Origin of the sequence: Ferdinandcohnia jepli (assembly GCF_047246645.1) — a bacterium.
Taxonomy (GTDB): Bacteria; Bacillota; Bacilli; order Bacillales; family Bacillaceae_L; genus Ferdinandcohnia.
The window spans coordinates 260,767-269,083 of record NZ_JBFOKR010000002.1; the positions used below are offsets into that span (position 1 = coordinate 260,767).

Here is an 8,317-nt window from a genome sequence, read left to right on the forward strand (position 1 = left end):
AAAAACTCAATGGTTCCCCATCGAGCTTTTTTTATAACTGATAATATGAATAGCTTCCTAGCACTTTCACTCCACATCCTAATGCCTCTAGTTCTGCAATTGCACTTGGAATTAAGATATCGTCCATCCTTTGCTCAATATCGATTAAAAAGAAGTAATTGCCAAGACCTGTTTTCATAGGTCTTGATTCTATTTTAGAAAGATTTAGCTTTCTCCAAGCAAAGGCAGATAACACTTGATGTAGGGCACCTGCTTGATCAGATGGAAGAGTAATCATTAATGTTGTTTTATTACCTTTTTGTTTCTTACCGTCTGGTTCAAAATAAAACATATCCTTATGTAACACAACAAAGCGTGTATGATTATTATCAAAGTCATGAATGTTTTGCTGTACAATCTCTAACCCATATTCCTCTGCAGCTAGTTCATTAGCGATTGCTGCAAGCTTCATATCGGGATTCTCACTCACATACTTGGCAGCAGCACCAGTTGAAGTAGTATATTCAGCCTCTATATTTGGAAAATGGTTATGCAGGAATTTATGGCATTGTGCAATGGCATGCGAATGTGAATGAATGCCAATGACTTCATTCCAACTCTCTTTATTATTTGGATGCACCATTAAATGCTGTTTAATTGGAATAATAACCTCACCTATAATTTTCAAGGGTTGCTCATGGATTAAGTAATCAATTGTCAAATTCACAGATCCTTCAATTGTGTTTTCAATTGGAACGACCGCTGCATCCACTTCTCCATTAACAACTGCATCAATACATGCTGGAATAGTACGGAACGGTCTACTCTCTTTTGAAGGAAATAATGCTGAGACAGCTTGGGCAGTAAATGTTGCGTTAGGTCCTAAATAACCTATGTTTGTTATGTTCACGATTACTGCCTCCCTATGCTCCTGTACCAAGGATTTCTACCTTGTCTACGAATTCCAATTTCCTTAGTTGAGCAAGCAGATCGGTAACTTCTCCGATCATTCCAGACGTATTTAATGAAAGAGTCACGTTGGCTTTACCTCTAAGAGGTATGGTTTGATGTATAGTTAATACATTGCAGCCGGTACTTGCTACAGTCGCTAACAATTGAGAGAGTGTACCAGATCGATCTTCCAAGTAAAAAAACAATGAAATAATTTTTTCCTTAACCGTCGTATGGAAAGGAAATACTGTATCTTTATATTTATAATAAGCACTACGACTGAGGTCTACCTTTTGAGTAGCATCTGCAATCGATTGTGCTTCCCCACTTTCTAGTAATTCCTTAGCATCTAAGGTTTTACGAACTGCCTCTGGCAGAACATCCTCGCGTACTAAATAAAATTTGCCGTCCATGGTTTCTCCCTCCCCTTATTCAGCAAGTTACTTTCTCTCTATTCAATGAATTCAAATTCATACTCAAGTAGTTTAACAGTGTCCCCATGCTTAGCACCTTTTTCACGTAGGGCATCATCAATTCCCATACCTCTAAGCTGACGGGCAAATCGTTTTGCAGATTCATCTCTTGTAAAGTCTGTCATTTTAAAGAGCTTTTCAACTCGTTCACCAGAAATCACAAATGAACCATCGCTTTCACGTGTAATGACAAAGTCTTTTTCTTCTTTTTCATGACGATACATAACACGATGTGTTGAAGCTTCTTCCTCAACCTCAAGTGGAAACTCAGGTGTTGTTTCAAGAAGATCAGCAATCGTAAATAATAAATCACGGAGACCTTGTCTCGTAATTGCAGATATTGGGAATATCTTCACGTCTTCATTTAATTTTTCTTTAAAAGCAGCAAGATTTTCCTCGGCCTCAGGTATATCCATTTTATTTGCAACAATGATCTGTGGTCTTTCTGTTAAGCGTAAATTGTACTCCTTCAATTCCTCATTAATTGTTACGTAATCATCATATGGATCCCGGCCCTCCATCGCTGACATATCAATTACATGCACGATAACTCTCGTACGCTCAATATGTCGTAAAAATTGATGACCTAATCCAACTCCTTGATGGGCTCCTTCAATTAGACCAGGAAGGTCAGCCATTACAAAGCTACGATTATCCTCTGTTTCTACAACACCAAGATTTGGTACGATTGTCGTGAAGTGATATTCTGCAATCTTAGGCTTTGCTGCAGACACGACAGAAAGTAACGTAGATTTACCCACACTTGGGAATCCTACAAGACCAACATCTGCTAATACCTTCAATTCTAGATTAACATATCTCTCTTGGCCTGGTTCCCCATTTTCTGCAATCTCTGGGGCAGGGTTGGCAGGCGTAGCAAAACGAGAGTTTCCTCTTCCTCCGCGACCACCTTTTGCGATAACTGCTCTTTGTCCGTGCTTAGTTAAATCAGCTAGGACTTCACCAGTATCGTCATCAGTAACAACCGTACCCGGCGGAACCTTTACTATCATTGTTTCAGCATTTTTACCGTGCTGATTTTTGGACATTCCATGCTCTCCACGTTTGGCTTTAAAATGGCGTTGATAACGGAAGTCCATTAACGTGCGCAGACCTTCTTCAACTTCAAAGATTACATCTGCACCCTTTCCACCGTCTCCTCCAGCAGGCCCACCCATTGGAACGTATTTTTCACGACGATAAGCAACCATACCGTTGCCACCATCTCCACCTTTTACATACACCTTGACTTGATCGACAAACATATTTTCCCTCCGGTCATTTCTATTGATTTGTTAGGAAGTTGTCCACATGATGTGGCATAATTTAATGATATTCCTATTTTTGAATGCTAACGTCCGTAATATGACGTTTACACCGAGAAAAACTTTTACACTATATGTACCAAAACATTAACTTCCTCTTTGCAAACTTTACATTCTTTTACTTGTAATATTTCATTGGTATCTTTAACAGATTGTAGCCAATTTGAGAGTTTTTCAGTCTCTTTTAGTATTCCACTAAAGTCGAAAAAGAATCGGGTTTCCTCTTCTGATGTATCAAAGGTAATCGAAACGTGGTTTTCGGCCATCTCATCAGCGTAATCCTCTAACAGATTAAATAATTTTAGGCACCAATCTGTAAGTAGATTGTCAATTTTAGATAAGTCCCGAGTATTCCCTAACACTTCAAAATCAAGTTGACACTTATGAGGTTCCCAATTATAAGTCATCATTAGGCAAGCAAACGAAGGAATATGTAAATTGGTAAGATGTGTTTCATTTTGAGCATCGATCACTATTTCTTCAATGATAGATTTGACACGGTCCATTTTATTTAATGCAATATTGCCCTTTATCAGCTGAATTTTATTTAACCAATCATGGCGTGAATGCTTTAAAACTTCAATTGTACTCCAATCTTTTCTCATATCATTTCCCCTAAATCTCGATATTCACCGATAACTGTTCCTAACATACGTACAGTTATTGAACACACAAATATTATGTAATGAAAATTATATCAAACCTTGTCAAATAAAACTAATATCAACTTTTTGTATAGAGAGGGATTTCTCATACTATTTAAAAGCAAAAAATAAAACTCTAACCACGTGGTTAGAGTTTTATAAGTAAATTACGCTTCTTGCGCAACTGGGTATACACTTACTTGTTTACGGTCACGGCCTAAACGCTCAAATTTAACAACTCCGTCAACTTTAGCGAATAGAGTATCGTCACCACCACGGCCAACGTTTACTCCTGGGTAGATTTTAGTACCGCGTTGACGGTATAAAATTGATCCACCAGAAACGAATTGACCATCTGCACGCTTAGCACCAAGACGTTTCGAGATTGAGTCACGACCGTTCTTTGTACTACCTACTCCTTTTTTAGAAGCGAAGAATTGAAGGTCTAATCTTACGAACATGTTGTTCCACCTCCTATAATAAAGTTTATTATGATTGAATTTTCATGTATTGTCCATAGTCAAGTTCAATCGTTTGCAATGATACAACCATACCTTCTAAGAGAAGTTGTACTTTATCCTCAATCATCTTATCCTCTAACTTAGGAATTTGACAGCGGAGGAATCCGTTCTTCTCTTGCTCTAATAAAGGTTCGACCTTACATAGTGCATAGATGGAATTAATTGTACCAAATGCCACAGCAGAAGCTCCGGCACAAACGATATCTTTCCCTGGAACATCGAACTCGGCATGTCCACTCATTGTAAATGAGTTAATTCTACCGGAACTGTTACGATTAATAGTAACATGTATCATGATAGAATGCCTTACGCGTTGATTTTTTCAATAACAACTTTAGTGTAAGGTTGACGATGACCTTGCTTTTTACGGTAGTTCTTTTTAGCCTTGTATTTGAAAACAACGATCTTTTTAGCGCGACCTTGTTTCTCAACTTTAGCTGTAACAGTAGCACCTTCAACAGTTGGGTTACCAACTTTAACGTTTTCTCCACCTACGAATAAAACTTTGTCAAAAGTAACTGTTTCACCAGATTCAACGTTTAATTTTTCAACGAAGATTTCTTGGCCTTCTTGAACTTTGATTTGCTTACCACCAGTTTCAATAATTGCGTACATACTTGCACCTCCTAATATTGGACTAAGACTCGCCAAATGCAGGCGTCTCATGTTAATGAAAGCTTAGTACCTGATTTGTGCGGTTGTAGCATTGGGTGCTACAAACATAACATGAAAATATTATCACATAGAGTAAAGAGAGTCAATACATATTACGATTTGTTATTCAGGCGACTACTCTCCAATTCTTTCCTTTACATCTGATTGTGAACCAGTATGCCTTATATTATAGGTATGTAATGGTGAACTAATCACTGACAAATAGATACTAATTGTAAGGGCATCTTCTAGTCTTTTTAGATGTACATTTTGATCACCTTTAAAAACATCAATGACAGTCTTTGTTGCTTCTATCCAAACTGCTTCAAGATCTTTTCCCCGCAACTCCCATAATTCACGTTCTAATTTAAATGCCACTGTCTCAGCTGAGGCAACCCTTCCAGTTCCTAGACAGGTAGGACAATTCACCTGTAGAATAGCAGACAAATCCTGTCTAACTTTTTTACGAGTAACTTCTAGAATACCTAAGGAAGTAAAGCCATGAATAATGATTCGATTTCGATCTCCTTTTGAAGCAGATCGTAAAGCCTGCATTATCTTTTGTCGCTCGTCTTTATCTTTCATATCAATAAAGTCAATTAAGATAATTCCACTAATATCTCGTAACCGTAGTTGACGTGCAATTTCGGTTGCTGCAGCTTGATTTGTTTTAAAAACGGTATCTCTTAGACTTTCTTTCCCTTGGAATTTCCCAGTATTCACATCTATAACTGTTAACGCTTCTGTTTGTTCAATTAACAAATAGGCACCATTTTCTAACCAGACAACCTGTTTTTGTGCCTTTTCAATTTCCCGTTCAATCCCATAAACAGAAAATATGTTTTCTGTACCATTAAAATGAGAAACAAGGACCGAATTATCGCCAAGTCGCTCTTTAATATCTCTATAGACATGTGAATCATCGATAATAATTTCCTCGATATCCTCTAATCGATGTTCAATAACAATTCTGTCCACAATATTCGACGCATCGAATAGAAGTGAAGGTGGTTTAACTTGGTTTTGTTTTTCGTGCAACGATCTGTATTTTCGTCTTTGATAATCTAATTCAATTTGGATTCTTTCTTCAGCTTTATTCTCACAAGCAGTCCTAAGAATAATTCCTTCTGGTTCCTGCAAAACCGTTTTGCCAAACATTTTCCATCTATCTCGTTCAGCTTCTTCCTTCATTTTTCTTGAAACAGCAATATAGTTTCCAAATGGAGAATATACAAGAGAACTCCCTGGAAATTCAATTAGCCCAGTTAATTTTGGTCCCTTTCGCTCAGAGCCTTCCTTTGTAACTTGGACAATGATTTCTTCACCTTGTCGCACAAAGCTTGAAATACTTTTTGCCTTTTTTTCATGATCTGGTAAAGCTGAAAGATGGAAGGATTGTAGCTGATCACGTTGAATATAGCCATTTTTTCCAATTCCTATATCAACAAATGCTGCCTGCATACCAGGCAGCACATCAATTACTCTTCCTTTATAAATGTTTCCAACGATTTCAGTATGAATAGGCTGCTGAATATTTATTTCCACTACTTTATTGTTTTCAATAACCGCCGTGCGCTTTTCACGATCTCGGACATTTAGAATTAATTTTTTCATAAAATCCCCACTTTAAGGTTACATTTTTCTACATACCAATGTACCTTATCTTAGAACGTCAAGTAAAGTAGATCACCAACTGGATCATAAGACTTTTTCTCATTAAAGTAGGCATGCAAGAGTTCATTTTCATCTAAAGGATGCTGATTCTCTCCATTTTTCCGTATAACAATCGGATGTTTATAACCTCTTTGAAACATTGAAAGTACATTGTAAACCTTCTCTGTTTCGTCTACAATTATTGGCTTTAGGTTGATAAATGTATCTTGTTTCCCATAATAACGTTCAAGTAAGAATCTCATGAAGACAAAATGCCTCTTTCTCCATTCCATTATTATTGAAAAAATTAAAAATGAAATAACTATCCACAGGTTTAGGTTATTTGGATAGTACAGCAGTACCAAAGCAATCATAGTGATAATTGAAAATGAAGATAAAATTAGCATTCGTTTGTGAGCTTCAAAAAAGGAATGCTTTGAAGAAAAGAATAAATAAAGCAACTTTCCACCATCTAATGGCCAAACAGGAAGAAGATTAAATAAAAGGATAACTACATTATGATATAAAAATAGTTCAAAGGTATCCTGCGACATAATAGATACTTTCGTTAATATGTAGCCTCCAGCTACTAGCCAGATATGCTGTGCCGGACCTGCCAATACAACAAATAATTCCTCTTTAAGCGGACGATTACCATGTTCATCCATTTCAGCTACTCCACCAAAAGGGAGCAACTGTATTTTCTTAATTCTCCACGAAAAAAAATGGGCACATGCAGCATGTCCCATTTCGTGGACCAGTATGATAAAGAATAACATCAATAGCTCTCGAAAGTTTGCTGTAATTACAGCTATTCCGACTATGAGCCATAGTAATGGATGTATCTCTATTTTTCTAAGGAGTTTAAAATAGCTATTCAAATTTTATCACCTGTATTGGATCAATAAATGTTTCTCCTTGCTTAATGGCAAAATAGAAGGTCCCTTTTTCATCTCCTTCTGGGTCTGTGACAGTTCCAACCTCTTGCCCAGTTTCCACATAATCATATAATTTTACACTAATTGTTCCAAGATTACCGTACCAGGTTTCAGTTCCATCTCCATGCTGAATAACAACTGTTTTTCCTAAGTCACCCTTAGTAGCAACCTCTAGAACTTTTCCACCATTCATGGCCTCGACAATTTTGCTATCAGTCTCAACCGTAACGCCTTGCCCATTAGCTTCAAAGGTTTCGGTTACCCTGCCAGCTGCAGGTACAGCGAATTTCCCTGGAGTTACTTTATCTGTGTTATTTTTTTCTTGGTTGACTGGTAAAAGAGCAAGTGGACTTCCGAACTGTTCCTCATACCATTCCGTAACTGCTGCAAATTGAAATTCACTTTCCATTGTACTACCTACAAACTCTCGTACATTATCAAATTGCGGTGATTGGTTCTTATACAAAATACCAACTGATAAGAAAAGCACAGCAGAGAGTAAAATCTTGAAAAGAAACGTTTCTTTCTTAAATAAAGGATGTCCCCCTTCACGACCTGGCCCACCATCGAACGGAGAATATCCACTACCTCCGAATCTCTCCTCATCATTGGCAAGGTACGTTGGAGTTACTGATTTCCTAGTAGTTGGTTGAAATGAATGTCTTTCCCTTTTACGCTTAGCAATTCTCTTTCTAATGTCATTCGCACGATTACTCATATCTCCATATCATTCCCTTACCCATATAGTTTGTACAAGTTTATGATACAAGCCCTTCAGTTATGACTATCAATCTAGTTAACTAGGGGAAAGTGAATAAAGATGAGGCTATGTTGGGGGGAAGTTATTGAGGGATTTAAAATTTATAGCTTGGATCAGCTAATTTACTCAATCGTTAAATTGGAGTGGGGTACATTACCCGGTTTTCATACCCACTCATTTCTTTCTGCTGGCCTGAGTGGGTATGATTTCGGCTTTGCTTACCCACTCATTTCTTTTTACTGACCTGAGTGGGTATGATTTCGGCTTTGCTTACCAACTCATTTCTTTTTGCTGACCTGAGTGGGTACAATTCCAGCTTTACTTACCCACTCATTTCTTTTCACTGACCTGAGTGGGTATGATTTCGGCTTTGCTTACCAACTCATTTCTTTTTGCTGACCTGAGTGGGTACAATTCCA

General features: G+C 37.5%; 10 protein-coding genes and 1 other annotated feature. All 10 genes read right to left on the reverse strand.

Features of this window, described 5'->3' with window-relative positions; all coding sequences use genetic code 11:
* Positions 1–31: 31 nt before the first annotated feature.
* Positions 32–889, reverse strand: coding sequence for a prephenate dehydratase (pheA, locus tag AB3M96_RS03265; protein ID WP_412966133.1), 858 nt, complete (start codon positions 887–889; stop codon positions 32–34).
* 13 nt (positions 890–902) lie between these two features.
* The gene (locus AB3M96_RS03270) at positions 903–1,343 is read right to left on the reverse strand and encodes an ACT domain-containing protein (protein WP_412966134.1); all 441 of its coding nucleotides are present in this window, start codon (positions 1,341–1,343) and stop codon (positions 903–905) included.
* Positions 1,344–1,381: 38 nt separating this feature from the next.
* Entirely contained in the window at positions 1,382–2,668 is a 1,287-nt protein-coding gene (gene obgE, locus AB3M96_RS03275) for a GTPase ObgE (RefSeq protein WP_412966135.1), read from the reverse strand.
* A 125-nt stretch (positions 2,669–2,793) separates the two neighbouring features.
* Positions 2,794–3,333, reverse strand: coding sequence for a Spo0B C-terminal domain-containing protein (locus AB3M96_RS03280; protein ID WP_412966136.1), 540 nt, complete (start codon positions 3,331–3,333; stop codon positions 2,794–2,796).
* A gap of 206 nt (positions 3,334–3,539) precedes the next feature.
* Positions 3,540–3,833 carry a 50S ribosomal protein L27 gene (gene rpmA, locus AB3M96_RS03285; protein ID WP_412966137.1) on the reverse strand — a complete coding sequence of 98 codons (294 nt, stop codon included), beginning with the start codon at positions 3,831–3,833 and terminating at the stop codon, positions 3,540–3,542.
* 28 nt (positions 3,834–3,861) lie between these two features.
* A complete protein-coding gene (locus AB3M96_RS03290; protein WP_412966138.1) occupies positions 3,862–4,188 on the reverse strand; it encodes a ribosomal-processing cysteine protease Prp in 327 nt (108 codons plus the stop codon).
* An 11-nt stretch (positions 4,189–4,199) separates the two neighbouring features.
* The gene (rplU, locus tag AB3M96_RS03295) at positions 4,200–4,508 is read right to left on the reverse strand and encodes a 50S ribosomal protein L21 (RefSeq protein WP_412966139.1); all 309 of its coding nucleotides are present in this window, start codon (positions 4,506–4,508) and stop codon (positions 4,200–4,202) included.
* A 15-nt stretch (positions 4,509–4,523) separates the two neighbouring features.
* Positions 4,524–4,603, reverse strand: a sequence feature (ribosomal protein L21 leader region).
* Between the two features lie 79 nt (positions 4,604–4,682).
* Complete coding sequence (locus tag AB3M96_RS03300; protein ID WP_412966140.1) at positions 4,683–6,161, reverse strand: Rne/Rng family ribonuclease; 1,479 nt, start codon at positions 6,159–6,161, stop codon at positions 4,683–4,685.
* A gap of 50 nt (positions 6,162–6,211) precedes the next feature.
* The gene (locus tag AB3M96_RS03305) at positions 6,212–7,081 is read right to left on the reverse strand and encodes a M50 family metallopeptidase (RefSeq protein WP_412966141.1); all 870 of its coding nucleotides are present in this window, start codon (positions 7,079–7,081) and stop codon (positions 6,212–6,214) included.
* The gene (locus AB3M96_RS03310; protein ID WP_412966142.1) at positions 7,074–7,856 is read right to left on the reverse strand and encodes a peptidoglycan DD-metalloendopeptidase family protein; all 783 of its coding nucleotides are present in this window, start codon (positions 7,854–7,856) and stop codon (positions 7,074–7,076) included. Before AB3M96_RS03310 ends, AB3M96_RS03305 begins: the two co-directional genes overlap by 8 nt.
* Positions 7,857–8,317: the final 461 nt, after the last annotated feature.

What these genes read in the sequence shown, in the direction of transcription:
- AB3M96_RS03270 (WP_412966134.1), bottom strand. Translation starts at nt 1,343, where the DNA reads ATGGACGGCAAATTTTATTTAGTACGCGAGGATGTTCTGCCAGAGGCA.
- obgE (WP_412966135.1), bottom strand. Translation starts at nt 2,668, where the DNA reads ATGTTTGTCGATCAAGTCAAGGTGTATGTAAAAGGTGGAGATGGTGGC.
- AB3M96_RS03280 (WP_412966136.1), bottom strand. Translation starts at nt 3,333, where the DNA reads ATGAGAAAAGATTGGAGTACAATTGAAGTTTTAAAGCATTCACGCCAT.
- rpmA (WP_412966137.1), bottom strand. Translation starts at nt 3,833, where the DNA reads ATGTTCGTAAGATTAGACCTTCAATTCTTCGCTTCTAAAAAAGGAGTA.
- AB3M96_RS03290 (WP_412966138.1), bottom strand. Translation starts at nt 4,188, where the DNA reads ATGATACATGTTACTATTAATCGTAACAGTTCCGGTAGAATTAACTCA.
- rplU (WP_412966139.1), bottom strand. Translation starts at nt 4,508, where the DNA reads ATGTACGCAATTATTGAAACTGGTGGTAAGCAAATCAAAGTTCAAGAA.
- AB3M96_RS03300 (WP_412966140.1), bottom strand. Translation starts at nt 6,161, where the DNA reads ATGAAAAAATTAATTCTAAATGTCCGAGATCGTGAAAAGCGCACGGCG.
- AB3M96_RS03310 (WP_412966142.1), bottom strand. Translation starts at nt 7,856, where the DNA reads ATGAGTAATCGTGCGAATGACATTAGAAAGAGAATTGCTAAGCGTAAA.